This is a genomic window from Streptomyces cinnamoneus (genome assembly GCF_014650495.1).
Lineage (GTDB): Bacteria > Actinomycetota > Actinomycetes > Streptomycetales > Streptomycetaceae > Streptomyces > Streptomyces cinnamoneus.
This window is the reverse complement of record NZ_BMVB01000004.1, coordinates 397,908-412,071: the sequence shown is the minus strand read 5'-3', so window position 1 is coordinate 412,071 and position 14,164 is coordinate 397,908. Positions and strand designations below refer to the sequence as shown.

General features: G+C 75.2%; 13 protein-coding genes. 8 read left to right on the top strand and 5 right to left on the bottom strand.

Annotated features, from left to right (window positions below):
• Window positions 1-17 precede the first annotated feature (17 nt).
• The gene (locus IE182_RS08910; RefSeq protein ID WP_190109117.1) at window positions 18-176 is read right to left on the bottom strand and encodes a hypothetical protein; all 159 of its coding nucleotides are present in this window, start codon (window positions 174-176) and stop codon (window positions 18-20) included.
• A gap of 176 nt (window positions 177-352) precedes the next feature.
• Here IE182_RS08910 and IE182_RS08905 point away from each other — a divergent pair, with 176 nt between their 5' ends.
• Window positions 353-790, top strand: a complete 438-nt coding sequence (locus IE182_RS08905) for an SPW repeat protein (protein ID WP_190109116.1) — start codon at window positions 353-355, stop codon at window positions 788-790.
• A 93-nt stretch (window positions 791-883) separates the two neighbouring features.
• On the opposite strand, the gene IE182_RS08900 is transcribed toward IE182_RS08905, so the two are convergent.
• The gene (locus IE182_RS08900; RefSeq protein ID WP_190109115.1) at window positions 884-1,090 is read right to left on the bottom strand and encodes a hypothetical protein; all 207 of its coding nucleotides are present in this window, start codon (window positions 1,088-1,090) and stop codon (window positions 884-886) included.
• Between the two features lie 167 nt (window positions 1,091-1,257).
• Between IE182_RS08900 and mdlC the strand changes: the two genes are divergently transcribed.
• From mdlC to IE182_RS08870, 6 genes are all read left to right on the top strand, one after another.
• Window positions 1,258-2,871 carry a benzoylformate decarboxylase gene (gene mdlC, locus IE182_RS08895; RefSeq protein WP_190109114.1) on the top strand — a complete coding sequence of 538 codons (1,614 nt, stop codon included), beginning with the start codon at window positions 1,258-1,260 and terminating at the stop codon, window positions 2,869-2,871.
• Window positions 2,872-2,984: 113 nt separating this feature from the next.
• Window positions 2,985-4,397, top strand: coding sequence for an FAD-binding oxidoreductase (locus tag IE182_RS08890; RefSeq protein ID WP_229844666.1), 1,413 nt, complete (start codon window positions 2,985-2,987; stop codon window positions 4,395-4,397).
• Window positions 4,394-5,824 carry a cytochrome P450 gene (locus tag IE182_RS08885; protein WP_190109112.1) on the top strand — a complete coding sequence of 477 codons (1,431 nt, stop codon included), beginning with the start codon at window positions 4,394-4,396 and terminating at the stop codon, window positions 5,822-5,824. The genes IE182_RS08890 and IE182_RS08885 overlap by 4 nt, the downstream gene beginning before the upstream one ends.
• The gene (locus IE182_RS08880) at window positions 5,821-7,194 is read left to right on the top strand and encodes an alpha/beta hydrolase family protein (protein ID WP_190109111.1); all 1,374 of its coding nucleotides are present in this window, start codon (window positions 5,821-5,823) and stop codon (window positions 7,192-7,194) included. Before IE182_RS08885 ends, IE182_RS08880 begins: the two co-directional genes overlap by 4 nt.
• A 34-nt stretch (window positions 7,195-7,228) precedes the next feature.
• On the top strand, window positions 7,229-8,992 hold the full coding sequence (locus IE182_RS08875) for a peroxidase family protein (protein WP_190109110.1): 1,764 nt from the start codon (window positions 7,229-7,231) through the stop codon (window positions 8,990-8,992).
• On the top strand, window positions 8,989-9,282 hold the full coding sequence (locus IE182_RS08870) for a hypothetical protein (protein ID WP_190109109.1): 294 nt from the start codon (window positions 8,989-8,991) through the stop codon (window positions 9,280-9,282). The genes IE182_RS08875 and IE182_RS08870 overlap by 4 nt, the downstream gene beginning before the upstream one ends.
• A gap of 41 nt (window positions 9,283-9,323) precedes the next feature.
• Here IE182_RS08870 and IE182_RS08865 read toward each other — a convergent pair whose 3' ends face one another.
• Window positions 9,324-9,680 carry a hypothetical protein gene (locus IE182_RS08865; RefSeq protein ID WP_190109108.1) on the bottom strand — a complete coding sequence of 119 codons (357 nt, stop codon included), beginning with the start codon at window positions 9,678-9,680 and terminating at the stop codon, window positions 9,324-9,326.
• A gap of 307 nt (window positions 9,681-9,987) precedes the next feature.
• Between IE182_RS08865 and IE182_RS08860 the strand changes: the two genes are divergently transcribed.
• The gene (locus IE182_RS08860; RefSeq protein WP_190109107.1) at window positions 9,988-11,544 is read left to right on the top strand and encodes an ATP-dependent DNA ligase; all 1,557 of its coding nucleotides are present in this window, start codon (window positions 9,988-9,990) and stop codon (window positions 11,542-11,544) included.
• On the opposite strand, the gene IE182_RS08855 is transcribed toward IE182_RS08860, so the two are convergent.
• Window positions 11,534-13,531, bottom strand: a complete 1,998-nt coding sequence (locus IE182_RS08855) for a glycoside hydrolase (protein WP_190109106.1) — start codon at window positions 13,529-13,531, stop codon at window positions 11,534-11,536. The two genes, IE182_RS08860 and IE182_RS08855, sit on opposite strands and share 11 nt — an antisense overlap.
• Window positions 13,532-13,648: 117 nt before the next feature.
• A complete protein-coding gene (locus IE182_RS08850) occupies window positions 13,649-14,065 on the bottom strand; it encodes an ankyrin repeat domain-containing protein (RefSeq protein ID WP_190109105.1) in 417 nt (138 codons plus the stop codon).
• Window positions 14,066-14,164: the final 99 nt, after the last annotated feature.

Genomic DNA, 14,164 nt, shown 5'->3' with positions numbered 1-14,164 from the left:
GGAACGTCCCGTGAGCGTCAGTCCACGCCGCGGACGATGTGGGACTCCGATTCGTCCTCGTCACCGGTGTGGTGACGACCGGAGTGATCGTCCCGGTCCGCGCGGCGCGCCCTCGCGGGTGTGTCCGGGGCCCCGGCGGCGCGTTCGCGCTCCTGCCCTCTCGTGGGCTCTTCCATGGCGGGTTCCTCCCCCCTGGGGTGCGGTTCCTGACCTCCTAGCCTTCCCCGTCCGGGGGGCCGATATGCCGCGTCTTCGGACCAGGTGTCACTTCCTACCGCCAACAGGGTGAATTAATGGGCAATTGGGTTAAAATGCAACCAGGTCCGACCGACACGGAAGGAAGGTGGCTGACGTGACCGCCCCTACGTCGCCCCGGATCGATCAGCACCCGGACATCATGGCGCTGCGCGCCCACTCCGAGGAGACGACGGCGACCCCCGCCGCCCAGGCCGTCGAGGCCCTTGCCGTCCTCTGTGGCGTCTACTTGGCCGCCTCACCATGGATTGTGGGCTTCAACGGCTTCACCACCCTGGCCATCAATAATCTGATCTGCGGGGTCGCCTTCGCTTGCCTGGTCGGCGGCTTCGGACCCGCATACGAGCGGACGCATTCCATGAGCTGGGCGGCGCTCGGCCTCGCCCTCTGGACGATCGTGAGCCCGTGGGTCGTGGCGGGCAGCGCCGCGTTCATCACCCCCGCGATCGTGAGCAACGTCGTCGTCGGCATCGTGGCGTGCCTGACCGCCCTGGCCCTGGCGGGACTGGGCGTCAACAGGGCGCGCCGCCTCTGACCTCCTCAACCCCCCGACCGCCTGAACACCGGCCCCGTCGACCCCCGGTCGGCGGGGCCGTCGTGCACCCCGCCCACCGTCACGGGCCCGCCGCTACTCCGGCCGCTTCGCGCACTCCGGCTGCCCCGCGGGAGCGGCGGCGACCGGGTGCCCGGCACCGGGCGGCCGGGGCTGGGCCGGAATGACACCGGCCGGCCGGTCCCCGGCGCCGGCCGTGGGCAACGCCCTGCGGGCCCTCTTGCGCAGCTCCGTGTCCATGTCCCGGCGGATTCGTCGGATGATCTCATCCATGTCAGGCATGCGGGCGACGGTAGAACCCGTCCGTCCGCAACGCCGCGCAGGCCAGGGGGGATTCACCCGCTCGGATGAATACTCAGGTGATCTTCCGGCGTCATGGCTTCGCCGCACGGGAAGTGGCAATGCTCCCCTCCCCCATCCGGCCCACACGACCTCAAGAGGTGCCAGGCATGACGACCGTACGCGCAGCCGCGCGTGAGCTGTTGCGGTCCCACGGAGCGACGACGGTGTTCGGCAACCCCGGCTCCACCGAGCTCTCCTTCCTCCAGGACTTCCCCGCCGACTTCCGGTACGTGCTCGGCCTGCAGGAGGCCGTCGTCGTGGGGATGGCCGACGGGTACGCCCAGGCCACCGGCACCACCGCCCTGGTCAACCTGCACACCGCGCCCGGCGTGGGCAACGCCATGGGGGCCCTCGTCACGGCGGCGGCCAACCACACGCCGATGGTGGTGACGGCCGGGCAGCAGGTGCGGGCCATGATGACCATGGAGGCGATGCTGACGAACGCGGACGCCACGCTCCTGCCCCGCCCGGCCGTCAAGTGGGCCTACGAGCCCCCGCGCGCCCAGGACGTGCCCGCCGCCCTCGCCCGCGCCTTCCACATCGCCGGGACCGCCCCGCGCGGGCCGGTGTTCCTCTCCCTGCCGATGGACGACTTCGACGTGGAGCTCGACCCGGCCGAGCAGCGGGCCGCCCGGCACGCCGCGGACCGCCGGGTGACGGACCGGACGGCGGCGGACCGGGCGTCCGTGGAGGCCCTCGCCCGCCGGCTGGCGGCCGCGTCCCACCCGGTGCTGGTGACGGGCGGTGCGGTGGACGCGGACGGGGCGTGGGACGCGGCCGTCGAGCTCGCCGAGCGGCTGTCCCTGCCGGTGTGGGCGTCCCCCGTCGAGGGCCGGGTGGGCTTCCCGGAGAACCACCCCCTCTACCAGGGCGTGCTCCCGCCGGCCATCGCGCCCCTGGCACAGACCCTGGCCGGGCACGACCTGGTCCTGGTGGCCGGTGCCCCCGTCTTCCGCTACTACCCCTACGTCCCGGGGCCGTTGCTGCCCGAGGGCACCGAGCTGGTGCTGCTCACCGACGACCCCGGCGAGGCCGCGCGCGCACCCGTCGGCGACGCCCTGGTGGCGGGGCTGCGCCCCACCCTGGAGCTGCTCGCCGAGCTGGTGGACAAGCGCGGTGACGCGCTGCCGCCGCGCCCGCCCCGGGCCGCGGTCGAGGTGCCCGAGGCCGACGGCGAGCCGATGTCGGCCTCCATCGCGCTGGCCGCCGTCGCCGGCGGCGCCCCCGCCGACACGGTGTGGGTCAACGAATCGCCCTCCACCATCCAGGCGTTCCGCGACCACGTGCGCATCGACCGGCCCGGCTCGTTCCTGATGACCACCGGCGGCGGCCTGGGCTTCGGCCTGGCGGCGGCCGTCGGGGCCCAGCTGGGCCGCCCCGAACGGCCGGTGGTGGCGGTGGTCGGCGACGGCTCCGCGCAGTACGCCATCACCGCGCTGTGGACGGCGGCCGCCTACCGGGTGCCGGTGACGTTCGTCGTCCCCGCCAACCGCGAGTACGCGATCCTCAAGTGGTTCGGCCGCTTCGAGAACACCCCCGGTGTGCCCGGTCTGGACGTCCCCGGTCTCGACCTGTGCGCCCTCGCCCGGGGCTACGGGGTGCCCGCGCACCACGCCACCGACCCGGCGCACCTGGCGGAGCTCGTCGCCGCCGCCACGACCAGCCCGGACGGGCCGGTGCTGATCGAGGCCCCGGTCACGACCGTGCCGCCCACGCTCTGACCCCGCCGCCCCGCCGGCCCCCTCCCTCCCGCTCTTCCGCACCGCCCGGCCGCCGTGCCGCGCGGTCACCGCGCGACGCCCGTTTCCGGATTCCCCACCGCATGGAGCTGCCCATGACCGACACCCCCGGGAGCCCGCTGCTCGCGGCGCTCGCCGAAGCCCTGCCTCCCGACGCCCTCCTGACCGGCGAGGCCGAACTCGCCCTGCACCGCCACGACTCGGCCCCCTTCGGCGAAGCCGGGCGACCCGCCGTGGTCGTCCGCCCCGAGACCACCGAGCAGGTGCAGCACGTGGTGCGCGCCGCCCGCGCGCTGGGCGTGCCCGTGGTGCCGCAGGGCGCCCGCACGGGCCTGGCCGGCGCCGCGAACGCGGTCGACGGCTGCGTGGTGCTGTCGATGGTGCGGATGAACCGCATCCTGGAGATCGACGCCGCCAACCGCCTGGTGCGCTGCGAACCCGGTGTGATCACCGCGGACCTGGCGGCGGCCGTCGCCGGCGAGGGGCTGTGCTACCCGCCGGACCCGGCCTCCTGGGAGAGCTGCACCATCGGCGGGAACATCGCCACCGGGGCGGGCGGGCTGTGCTGCGTGAAGTACGGGGTCACCGCGGACTACGTGCTCGGGCTGACGGTCGTCCTGGCGGACGGCGAGGTGCTGCGGGTGGGCCGGGACACGGTCAAGGGCGTCGCCGGCTACGACCTGACGCGACTCTTCGTGGGCTCCGAGGGAACGCTCGGCGTGGTCGTCGAGGCGACGCTCGCGCTGCGGCCGCCCCGGCTGCCGGAGCGGGCGGTGCTGGCCCGGTTCGCGTCCGCCTCGGACGCCGGTGCCGCCGTCGGGGCGATCGTCCGGGCGGGCCTCGTGCCCTCCGCGCTGGAGCTGCTGGACCGCACGACGAGCGAGGCGGTCGCGGCGCTGGGCCACCCGCTGCTGGCGGACGCGGGGGCGGGAACGGGCGCCACGCTGATCGTGGCGAGCGACGCCCCCGACGCGGCGGCGCAGGTGCGACGGGCGGCCGGGCTGTGCCGGGACGCCAAGGCGCTGTCCGTCACGGCAGCCGAGGACGAGGAGGACACCCGGCAGGTGCTGCAGGCGCGGCGGTCGGTCATGCCCGCGCTCGGCGCCCGGGCCCGCGAGCTGCCGGGCGAGGTGACGGCGTTCATCGAGGACGTCGCCGTGCCCCGGGACCGGCTGGCCGGGCTCGTCGAACGGATCGAGGAGATCGCCGAGGAGTACGGCCTCGCCATCGCCACGGTCGGTCACGCGGGGGACGGCAACCTCCATCCGGCGGTGCTCTTCGACCGGTCCGACCCCTCGGCCGTGCAGCGGGCGCGGGAGGCGTACGACGCCATCATGGCGGCCGGCCTGGAGCTGGGCGGCACCATCACCGGCGAGCACGGCGTGGGCACCCTCAAGCGGGAGTGGCTGACCCGCGAACTGCCGCCGCGCGCCCTGCGGTTGCAGCGGGACGTCAAGCGGCTGCTGGATCCCGACGGGATCCTCAACCCGGGGAAGGTGCTGGCATGAGCTGGACGAGCGAGACCTTCGGCAGGGGCACGGGGACGCTCGCGGACGTGGCGGACGGCCCGGCCCTGCCCGCCGCGTCCCGCGGCGAGAACCTGCGCCTGACCCTCGGCTACTTCCTGCCCCACTACCTCAGGGGCGTCTTCCGGGCGCGCCCCCGCATCGCCCGCCTGGTGGCCGTCCTCGACCCCAACCGGCGCGGCCTGGAGCTGATGCGGGACCTGCGCCGGCGGCACGGCCGCGGGCCCGTCGTGGTGCGCGGCACGTCGGGGCCCACCCTCCTCGTCCTCGACGCCGACGACGCCCGGCAGGTGCTGGCCGGACCGGTCGGGGTGTACGCCGTCGACACCTGGGAGAAGGTGAACGGCTTCGCGGCCGTGCAGCCGGAGGCGCTGGTCGCCTCGCACGGCAGGCAGCGCACGGCGCGCCGGGCGTTCAACGACGCGGTGCTGGACGCGGGCGCTCCCGTGCACCGGCTGGCCGGCCACTTCCTGCGGGTCGCGGGCGAGGAGTCCCGGGCGCTGCTGGGCCCCCGGGCGGCGGCGGGGCTGTCCGCGCAGCAGGTCCGCGAGCGGATCGAGCGCATGGGGCGGCGTTGCTTCCTCGGCGAGGCGGCGGCCGGCGACGAGGAGTTCTCGCGGCTGCTGGGCGAGCTGCTGGCGGAGGCCAACTGGATGGGGGCGCGGCGCTGGCGCAGGGCGCGCACGCGCCGCGTCCGGCGCCGGATGATGCAGCGCCAGGCCCGCTATCTGTGCGACGCCGACCCGCACAGCCTGACGGGGCTGTTCCGTACGGCGCCCCGGGGTCCGGAGACCGCCCCGGAGGGGCAGGTCGCCCACTGGTTCATGGCGCTGGGCGGGGTGCACGCCGCCGTGGTGCAGGCGCTGGCCCTGCTGGCCACGCATCCGGCGCAGTACCGGCGGGCCGTCGAGGAGGTCCGGGAGGCGGACCGCGCGCACGGGGCGCACACCGCGGCCGGCTTCGGGCAGATGCCGTACCTGCGGGCCTGCGTGCAGGAGGCCGCCCGGCTGTGGCCGCCGGTGCCGAGCCTGATGCGGCGCACGACGGCGGAGACGCGCTGGCGGGCGGCCGTGGCGCCGGGCGGGATGAACGTCCTGGTGCCCGCGGCCTTCCACGCCCGGGACGGCGAACGCATCGACTACGCGCACCGCTTCGCTCCCGAGAAGTGGCTGGACGGCACGGCGGAGGGGGACTGGGCCGTCAGCCCCTTCAGCCGGGGCGAGGCGCAGTGCAGCGGCACGGAGCTGGGGCTGCTGCTGGCCACGGGGTTCGTCGCCGAGTTCCTGCGCGGCGGGGAACTGGCGGTGGCCGGGGTGCGGATGGGCCCGCTGCGGCCGCTGCCGTACACCGTGGACCTGACGCGGCTGCGGATCGGCTACCGGCCCTACCGGACCGCGGAGGGCTCATGAGCACCGACAGCGGCACCCGCGCCGGGGCGGGGCCGGACGCGGCGGCCCTCGCGGCCGTGGCCCGGACGCTGGGCGAGGTGGCCGGGGAGATCCGTGCGGCGGGCCGGGCCCTGACGGCGGTGGCCACCGACCCGGCACTGACCGCCTCCCTGGGCCGCTCCCCGCGCACCGGCCTGCGGGCCGTACGGGCCCTGGCGGGCGCCCTCACCGACCCCGCGGGGCTGGGCTTCGCGCCGGACGGCGGGGGGCTGGGCAGGGCCGCCTGGCTGGGCGGGGTGCTCACGAGCCGGGAGAGCCTGGCCGTGGCGGTGGCGGTGACCTCGCTCAAGCTGAGGATCCGGCTGTGCTCGCTGCGGCACCCGGAGTTCGCCGCCGACGGTCCGGTGCGGCGGCTGCTGGAGGCGATCGAGGCGGACCGGCAGACGCGGGCGCTGCGGATCCTGCGGCGCAGCGTGCGCGAGCAGGGCGCCGAGCGGGCCCTGGCCCGGCTCGCGCCGTCCCTGACCGAGGTGATGGCGTGGAACGCGCTGGTGGACGAGAACCCGTTCAACGACGCGGCGGCCTGGCACATCGTCACGGGCACCCGGGCGGACGGCGATCCGTTGCTGGGCACCTCCATCGGCGCCTGGGCCCGCTGGGACCGGGGACCGGGCCGGGCGGAGCCGGAGCCCGCGGACCCGGCGCTGCTGGCGCGGCTGGACCACGGCGGCGGCATCACCGCCCACCTGCGCAACGTGACGGTCCTGGGCAACGACGGGCGGATGCTGGTGCAGCGCGTCACCGGCCCGGACGGCGTGGCCCGTCACGTGGTGCTGCTGCCCGGCATGGCCTTCGGACGGCCCCGCAACGCCACCCCGCAGGACCTGGTCGGCGCCGTCACCGCCGTGGGCCGCAACGACACCCCGTACACCCGCGCCGTCCGCAAGGCGCTGGCGCGGACCGTGCCGGAGGGGGCGCCGGTGGCGCTGATCGGGCACAGCCTGGGCGGCATCACGGCGATGAACCTCGCCGAGCTCCCGGAGGTCAACGAGCGGTGGCGGCTCACGCACGTGGTCGCCGTCGGTTCGCCGATCGACTTCAAGCGCCCCCGCGACCCGGCCACCCGGGTCGTCAGCCTCGTCAACGAGCACGACGTGGTGCCCAACCTGGAGGGCCGCAGCCCGGTCTCCGTCTTCCCGGTGCCCGCCGACTGGCTGGAGATCACCTGGGTGGACCCCTCGCACGACTTCCCGCAGTGCCACAACGCGGGGGTGTACGCGCAGAGCCTCGACGAGGTCGTGCCCGAGGCGCGCGACCGGGTCGACGCCCTGCTGGCGCCGTACCGGGGCCGGGTGGAGGAGACCGTCGTCCTCCGGCTCCACGACCGCTGAACCGCCCCGTCCGACCCACCCTGGAGAGCGATCGATGACCCCGGTACCGCGGCCGCGCCGCGAGTGGCACGAGCTGCCCTTCCCGCTGGCGCTGCTGGAGATCAGGCGGCAGCGGGAGCTGCTGCGCGCCCACAACCTGCACGACACCTACGGCGCCGGCGGCGAGCGCCCCCGCCGGCCCGGCCCCGCCGCGCTGCCCCACCGCAGCTACGACGGCTCGGGCTACGACCCGCACGACGTGGACATGGGCCGGGCGGGCACCCGCTTCGACCGCAACTGCCCGCTGCCGCTGACCTTCCCGGACGCCGAGGACAAGGGCCTGTTCGCGCCGAGCCCGCGGGAGGTCAGCCGGCAGCTGCTGGCCCGCAGCGCGGGCTTCCGGCCGGCGCCGACCCTCAACCTGCTGGCCGCGGCCTGGATCCAGTTCCAGAACCACGGCTGGTTCAGCCACGGGGACAACCCCGCGCAGGCGCCCCTGGACGTGCCGCTCGCGCCGGACGACGACTGGCCGCAGTGCCCCATGCTCGTCCGCCGCTCCCGCCCCGACCCGGCCGCCCACACCGGGCCCGGCCGGCCACCGACGTACGAGAACACCGTCACCCACTGGTGGGACGGCTCGCAGGTCTACGGCTCCGACGAGGAGCGGTGCCGGGCGCTGCGCACGGGCGAGGGCGGCAAGCTGGCCCTCGTGGCGGGCCGGCTGCCGGACGAGACGCAGCCGGGGCTGTCCGGCATCGACGCCACGGGCTTCAACGACAACTACTGGGTGGGGCTGTCGCTGCTGCACACGCTCTTCGCCAAGGAACACAACGCGATCTGCGACCGCATCGCCTCCGCACATCCCACCTGGGACGACGAGCGGCTCTTCCAGACGGCGCGGCTGGTCAACGCCGCCGTCATGGCGAAGATCCACACGGTGGAGTGGACGCCGGCCGTCATCGACCAGCCGGTCACCCGGGCGGCGATGCACCTCAACTGGTACGGCGTGCTGCCCGCCCGGCTGCGGCGGCGGGTGCGGCGCTTCGGCAGGGGGGAGGCGCTCTTCGGCATCCCCGGCTCCCCCACCGCGCACCACACGGCGCCGTACTCGATGACCGAGGAGTTCGTCACCTCCTACCGGCTCCATCCGCTGGTCCGGGACGAGTACGAGATCCGCTCGCACCGCACGGGCGAGCCGATCGAGGTCACGGACTTCGAACCGCTGCAGGCACTGGCCACGCGCAAGGCGGTGGACCGGTGGGGCCTGACCGACCTGCTGTACTCCTTCGGCACCATGCACCCCGGCGCCATCTCCCTGCACAACCATCCCGACTGTCTGCGGGACCTGGTCCGGATCTCCGGGGAGCACGTCGACCTCGGCACGGTGGACGTCCTGCGCGACCGCGAGCGGGGCGTCCCCCGCTACACCGCCTTCCGGGCCGCGCTGCACCGGCCGCCCGTCCGCAGCTTCGAGGAGCTGACCGGCGGCGACGCCCTGCTGGCCGCCGAGCTGCGGGAGGTCTACGCCGGGCGGCTGGACCGCGTCGACACGATGGTCGGTATGTACGCCGAACCCAAGCCGCGCGGCTTCGCGTTCAGCGACACCGCGTTCCGGGTGTTCGTGCTGATGGCCTCCCGGCGGCTGAAGAGCGACCGCTTCTTCACCACCGACTACCGGCCGGAGGTCTACACGGCGGAGGGACTGGAGTGGGTCGACCGTACGAGCATGCGCGACGTCCTGCTGCGCCACCATCCGGAGCTCGCGCCGGCGCTGGAGGCCGTGGGCAACGCGTTCGCGCCCTGGCGGGGGCCCCGGTGACGGGCCCGGGCGGCAGCGCCGGGGGCACGGCCTGGTCGGGGACGGTACGGGAGCGGGCGGACCGGCTGCGCGACCAGGCGGACCGGCTGCGCGCGGGCGCCGGGGCGGTGACGCTGCCCGGCGCGGAGGGCACCGCCCTGCGGCAGCGGATCCTCACCCATGCCGTCCGGGCCGAGACCGCCGCCCTCGCGCTGGAGCGCGCGGCCGAGGCGCTGCACGGCCACGAGGCCGTGCTCGCGGCGCTCGCCCGCAGGCGGCGCGCGAAGGGGGGCGCCCCGCACATCGGCTGACGGGGGGCCGGGCCGGGGCGCGCGGCCCCAGCCCGGTGCGCTCACCGGTCGGCGAGCTCGCTCACGGCGGTCGCGTACCAGCGGTCGCCGCGCAGCTCCGCCAGGCCGTGGCCGGCGAGGCCGTTGACGTGCTTGAGGATCGTGCGCGCCTGGTAGCCGACCGCCGCGCACAGCTCGTCGACGGAGGCCCCGCCGTCGCCGAGGCCCCGCAGTCCGTCGAAGGTGCGGGCCTCGTGGCGACCGAGGCCGGATACGGGACCGGGCCGCGGCTCGGTCCGGGCCTCCTGGCGCTGCTCCGGCCGGGACTCGGGCCGCGCCGTGGAGGGGCGGGTCGAACCCACCGGGCGTGGGGTGCGGTTGACCCTGCGGTGTCGGCGGCCCTTCTGGCGCTTGCTCATGGCTGAACCACTGCTCCGTCCTGCGTCGTCGATCCTGCGGTGCCGGTGCCTCAACCCGCCCCGGCACCGGCCGGTTACGAGACTTCCACGAAGTGTGCGTCACATCACGCACCGTGTCCCGGATGGCCGCGCCCCCGGGGCGTCCGGGCCGGCGGCGCGTGACCCGGGCGGCACGGAGGAACAGGTGTGCAGCCGGGGGCAGGGGCAGCCCTTTGGCATGAGGCTCCGGCGCCTGGCCGCTGTCCTCGGCGGCGCAGGTCCGGCCGGCCGTGCTGCGCGGTGTCGTCCGGCGTTGCACGATGAGGGCATGCTGCTGGCCGAGGTCGCACGGGTGTCCGGGGAGGTCGCGGCGACCAGCGCGCGGTCGCGGAAGATCGCGCTGCTGGCCGGCCTGTTCCGGGACGCCGAGCCGGACGAGGCGCCCGTCGTCATCCCCTATCTGGCGGGCCGGCTGCCGCAGCGCAGAATCGGCGTGGGCTGGAGCACGCTGCGGGACGCCCCCGCTCCGGCCGATCGGGCCACGCTGACGGTGGGGGAGGTCGACCGGGCGCTCGGCGCGATCGCCGCCGTGGCGGGCCCGGGCGCGCAGGGCGAACGCAAGCGCCTCGTCGGCGCCCTGCTGGCGGCGGCCACGGCGGAGGAACAGCACTTCCTGCTCCGGCTGATCGGGGGCGAGTTGCGGCAGGGCGCCCTGGACGCGCTGGCCGTGGAGGGGCTGGCGGCGGCGGTGGACGCGCCGCCGCAGGAGGTGCGGCGGGCGGTGATGCTCGGCGGCTCGCTCGGCGCGGTGGCCCGGGCGCTGCTGGCCGCGGGCCCCGCGGCGCTGGCGGAGTTCCGTCTGGAGGTGGGCCGGCCGGTGCTGCCGATGCTGGCGCAGAGCGCCAAGGACGTCGACGAGGCGCTGGACCGGCTGGGCCCCTGCGTGGTGGAGGAGAAGCTGGACGGCATCCGGGTGCAGGTGCACCGGGACGGCGGCACGGTGCGGGTCTACACCCGCACCCTGGACGAGATCACCGACCGGCTGCCGGAGCTGACGGCGGTGGCGCTCGGCCTGCCCGTCGCCTCGGCCGTGCTGGACGGCGAGGTCATCGCCCTGGACGAGGCGGGCCGCCCGCATCCCTTCCAGGACGTCGCCGGCCGGGTGGGCTCCCGCCTCGACGTGGCGGCCGCCGGCGCGGCGCTTCCGCTGTCACCGGTCTTCTTCGACGTGCTGGCCGTGGACGGGCGGGAGTTGCTGGCGCTGCCGACGGCCGAGCGGCACGCGGTGCTGGACCGGGTGGTGCCCGGGCCGCTGCGGGTGCGCCGGCTGACGGTGGCGGAGCCGGGCGACGAGGGGGCCCGGGCGGCGGCCCGGGAGTTCGCGGAGGAGGTGCTGCGGCGCGGCCACGAGGGGGTGATGGTCAAGGCCCTGGACGCCGCGTACGGCGCGGGGCGGCGGGGCGCGTCCTGGCTGAAGGTCAAGCCCGTGCACACCCTCGACCTGGTGGTCCTGGCCGCCGAATGGGGCCACGGGCGGCGACAGGGCAAGCTGTCGAACGTGCATCTGGGGGCGCGGCGGCCGGACGGGTCGTTCGCGATGCTCGGCAAGACGTTCAAGGGCATGACGGACGTGATGCTGGCGTGGCAGACGGAGCGGCTGCGGCGGCTGGCGGTGAGCGACGACGGCTTCGTGGTGCGGGTGCGGCCCGAGCTGGTGGTGGAGGTCGCCTTCGACGGCCTCCAGCGGTCCTCCCGGTACCCGGCGGGGGTGACGCTGCGCTTCGCGCGCGTGGTGCGGTACCGGGAGGACAAGGGGCCGGAGGACGCCGACACGGTGGAGACGGTGCTGGCGCTGTCCCTGTGGCCCCCGCCGGCTAGCGGTTGACGTCCGCCGGGCAGAGGCGGCGTGCCTGCTTGTCGCCCTTGAGCCGCGCGTCGACGCAGCCGCCCGGCAGGCCCTCGTACGCCGTGGTGCCGAAGTTCGCGGTCACGGTCAGCGTGCCGTCGCCGAAGGACGTGCGCTGGACCGTGCGGTCCGCGGTGAGGGTGCGGAAGCCGGTCATCGGCTCGGTGCCCGCCGCCCGGTGCAGGGGCGAGAAGTACTTCTGCAGGGCTGCCAGTTCACTGCCCTGCCTGTCGAGCGAGTCGCCGCTGATGACGAAGTTGAGCGGGGTGTTGTAGAGCATCGCCAGCAGGGCCCGGTCGGTCTTCTGCTGCGGGAGCTTGTCGTACGACAGCTCCCAGCGCTCGACGTTGACGAGGGAGTCGTGCAGGGCCGTCTCGTACAGCGGGACGCGGTACGTGGGGTCGTACATGGCCTTGGCGACGTCGGCCGGCAGTTCGGCGGGCTTGAAGAAGACGTCGGGGGCCTTCTCGGGGGCGTAGCCGCCCCACTTCTGCTTGTCCCGCTGGGCCTTCCACAGGCCGTCGTGGACGGGGGTGCCCGAGCCGTGGTTGAAGGAGAGGACCTGGTTGGACCAGGCGCCGGCGGACTCGGAGCCGAGGGCCAGCCCGGCGCCGTCGGCCAGGCGCTTCATCCGGGCGAGGCGGCCCGCGCGGTCCTGGGCCTTGGTCTGGGGGTGGGCCGCGCTGTGGTCGCGGAAGAGCTCCCCGGCCGCGTCGACGTCGAGGAAGTAGCTGTCGGCGCCGTTGGCGGTCATCTGCCGGGTGCGGTCGGCGAGGTAGTGGCGGGTGGGCTCGGCCTTCTCGAAGGCCGTGGTGCTCATGTAGCAGCCGCGGTCGTGGTAGCCGGGCTCCGGCGTCCTGTCGGCCCGCTGGACGCAGAAGCCGGGGTAGAGGTCGTCCGGCCAGGCGGAGGTGGGGGTGTCGGACGTGGCGGGTGGCTGGCCGTTGGCGAAGGAGTCGTACGGGCCGACGAGGAAGCCGGCGTCCTTGGCGGCGGCGGTGGCGGCGGCGTCCATGGGGTTCGGGCCGGCGTCGTAGCCGAGCCACATCCGCTCCACGCCGAGCGCCCGCAGCTTCCGTATGCCTTCGGCCGTACGGGCGTTGCCCCACACGTAGGCGTGGAAGGCGCCGAGGAGCTTCTTGTTGGCGGGAACGGCCTCGACCTTGCGCTGGAGGCTGCCGAGTTGGCCGTGCTCCTTCATCCAGGCGCGGTAGTCGAGGGCGGGGGCGACGGGTGAGCCGTCCGTGAGGCCGAAGGCGACGGTGTAGTCGGTGGTGTCGTCGCCGCGGGCGAAGGTGTGGGTGGCGGTGGTCCGCAGCCTGCCCTTCTCGGAGGCGAAGTCCAGCGTGGTGCCGATGTCGGTGGGGACGAGGTAGCTGACGCCGCTTCGGCCCGTGCTGTACCCCCACAGTGGCAGGGACAGCTGCGATTCCATCGCCACCTTGCTGCCGGCGAGCCCGGCCTCGGGCGAGTTCCAGAAGGGGTCGGCCACCGGCAGGGACAGGCCCTCGCCGCGCGGCAGCTGCAGGGTCGCGTCGGCCCGGTCCGCGCCGGTGACGGGCCAGGCGAGGGTGCGGTCGGCGGCGCCGGTGGAGCGGACGGAGACCAGCAGCCGGCCCTGCTCGGCGCGGGCGGTGACGGTCAGGCCGGTGTCGCCGTACGTCCACCGGGCGCCGTCCGCCGTGGTGGTCACGCGCCCGGGCCGGCCGGGGCTGCCGGCGGCCGGCGCGGAGAGTTCCACGGTGGCGCCGGCGTCCGTGCGGGCCGTGACGCGCAGGGTGGCGGTGTCGACGGTGGCGGTGCCGCCCCTGACCGGGACGTCGACGAGACGGTCGTGCACCCGGACGGCACCGGCCGGCTGCCGGCCGGTGGCGTCGGCGGGTGCGGCGAGGGTGACGCACGGGAGGGTCACCGCGAGGGCGACGGCCGCGGCCCGGGCGGTACGACGAGGGTTGGTGAAGTGCATGAGGAGTTGATAGCGGGCCGTTTTAAGAGGCTTCTAAGGAAGTCCGGCGAATTCCGGCCACGGCCAAGGGCGCTGAGGAAACGTCACCGCATCCCAGCGCCCCGGCCGCGGTGCCTCTCAGCCGCCCTGGAGGAGGTCCAGCAGGTCCTGGCGGGCGAACATCGCCGCGGTGTCCACCGCGGACGGCACGCCGGCGGAGGGGTCCGCGCCGTGGCCGACGAGGAGGCGCACCACCTCGGCCTCCCCCTTGAAGACCGCGCCCGCCAGCGGCGTCTGGCCGCGGTCGTTGGGACGGTCGGGGTCGGCCCCGCGCTCCAGCAACGAGGTGACGGTCGCGGCGTGGCCGTGGTAGGCGGCCAGCATCAGGAGCGAGTCGCCGCGGTCGTTGGTGAGGTTGACCGGAACGCCTGCATCCACATAAGCGGCCAGAGTATCGGTGTCGCCGTGTCGCGCCAGGTCGAAGACCTTGGCCGCGAGTTGGAGCACCTCCGGGTCGTGTGCGGGCTCGCCGGCCTCGGGCGTCGGTCCTGTCATGATCTGCCATCCTCCGTACGGGGGTATCCCCAGTTGCCGGAACAGTGCTTTCTGTGAAGCTGGAGGGGCTCATGGTGACCGCCCCCCAGTTCCAGGAGA

What these genes read in the sequence shown, in the direction of transcription:
- IE182_RS08910 (WP_190109117.1), bottom strand. Translation starts at nt 176, where the DNA reads ATGGAAGAGCCCACGAGAGGGCAGGAGCGCGAACGCGCCGCCGGGGCC.
- IE182_RS08850 (WP_190109105.1), bottom strand. Translation starts at nt 14,065, where the DNA reads ATGACAGGACCGACGCCCGAGGCCGGCGAGCCCGCACACGACCCGGAG.
- IE182_RS08855 (WP_190109106.1), bottom strand. Translation starts at nt 13,531, where the DNA reads ATGCACTTCACCAACCCTCGTCGTACCGCCCGGGCCGCGGCCGTCGCC.
- IE182_RS08875 (WP_190109110.1), top strand. Translation starts at nt 7,229, where the DNA reads ATGACCCCGGTACCGCGGCCGCGCCGCGAGTGGCACGAGCTGCCCTTC.
- mdlC (WP_190109114.1), top strand. Translation starts at nt 1,258, where the DNA reads ATGACGACCGTACGCGCAGCCGCGCGTGAGCTGTTGCGGTCCCACGGA.
- IE182_RS08885 (WP_190109112.1), top strand. Translation starts at nt 4,394, where the DNA reads ATGAGCTGGACGAGCGAGACCTTCGGCAGGGGCACGGGGACGCTCGCG.
- IE182_RS08890 (WP_229844666.1), top strand. Translation starts at nt 2,985, where the DNA reads ATGACCGACACCCCCGGGAGCCCGCTGCTCGCGGCGCTCGCCGAAGCC.
- IE182_RS08900 (WP_190109115.1), bottom strand. Translation starts at nt 1,090, where the DNA reads ATGCCTGACATGGATGAGATCATCCGACGAATCCGCCGGGACATGGAC.
- IE182_RS08880 (WP_190109111.1), top strand. Translation starts at nt 5,821, where the DNA reads ATGAGCACCGACAGCGGCACCCGCGCCGGGGCGGGGCCGGACGCGGCG.
- IE182_RS08865 (WP_190109108.1), bottom strand. Translation starts at nt 9,680, where the DNA reads ATGAGCAAGCGCCAGAAGGGCCGCCGACACCGCAGGGTCAACCGCACC.
- IE182_RS08860 (WP_190109107.1), top strand. Translation starts at nt 9,988, where the DNA reads ATGCTGCTGGCCGAGGTCGCACGGGTGTCCGGGGAGGTCGCGGCGACC.